This is a genomic window from Geofilum rubicundum JCM 15548 (assembly GCF_000974365.1).
Classification (GTDB): domain Bacteria; phylum Bacteroidota; class Bacteroidia; order Bacteroidales; family Marinilabiliaceae; genus Geofilum; species Geofilum rubicundum.
In genome coordinates, this window is record NZ_BAZW01000200.1 from 1 (window position 1) to 646 (window position 646).

Consider the following 646-nt stretch of genomic DNA (forward strand, 5'->3'; position numbering starts at 1 on the left):
TAAAAGGAGGACAAACTGGTCCTCTGGCTCAATATTACCCGAAGTATCGGACTGGGCGTTTTTTAGCGCTTCGACATACTTTCGTTTATACTCCATCGGGGAGTAATGGTCCAACCTGTGCAATATCCAATGTGTATTATATTTGTCAATAAAATCAGCTATTTCCCTTTGAGCCTCCTCTATAGAATTAAAAGACTTGATCTGCAGTAGCTCTTTCTCCAGCGTACGGTGAAACCGCTCAATTACGCCATTGCATTCCGGCGACCTTACATATGCCTTTGACATACTCAGGCCAAGAAACTTCATCTCATTCATAAAGTCTGCAGAGTCATATTGTGAACCGTGATCACTGCGTAATTTCAACTCCAGACCTCTGCAAATATCTTTTTTAACAGAGCCAAATTGTTTCTGAATTGCAGAACGTACTGGCTCTATAGCCTCAAAACGGTTACCAATCTTTGCTATATGCCAGGCCAATATCTCGTCATTAAAATGGTCAATAACACCAAAGAACCAGTGCCACCCACTTCCATTAATCCAGAACTTTTTGCCATCAGTGGCCCACATTAAATTTGGTTTATCAGTTATAATGCGCCCCTTATGATCGTTCTTCTTAGTGATTCTGGATCTTCTGTTTGGGCTCAGC

Annotated in this window: 1 protein-coding gene; it reads right to left on the minus strand. The window is 41.6% G+C overall.

What is annotated here, in order from left to right; genetic code table 11:
- On the minus strand, positions 1 to 567 hold a 567-nt coding region (locus JCM15548_RS20770; protein WP_162198319.1), incomplete at its 3' end, for an integrase core domain-containing protein.
- Positions 568 to 646: the final 79 nt, after the last annotated feature.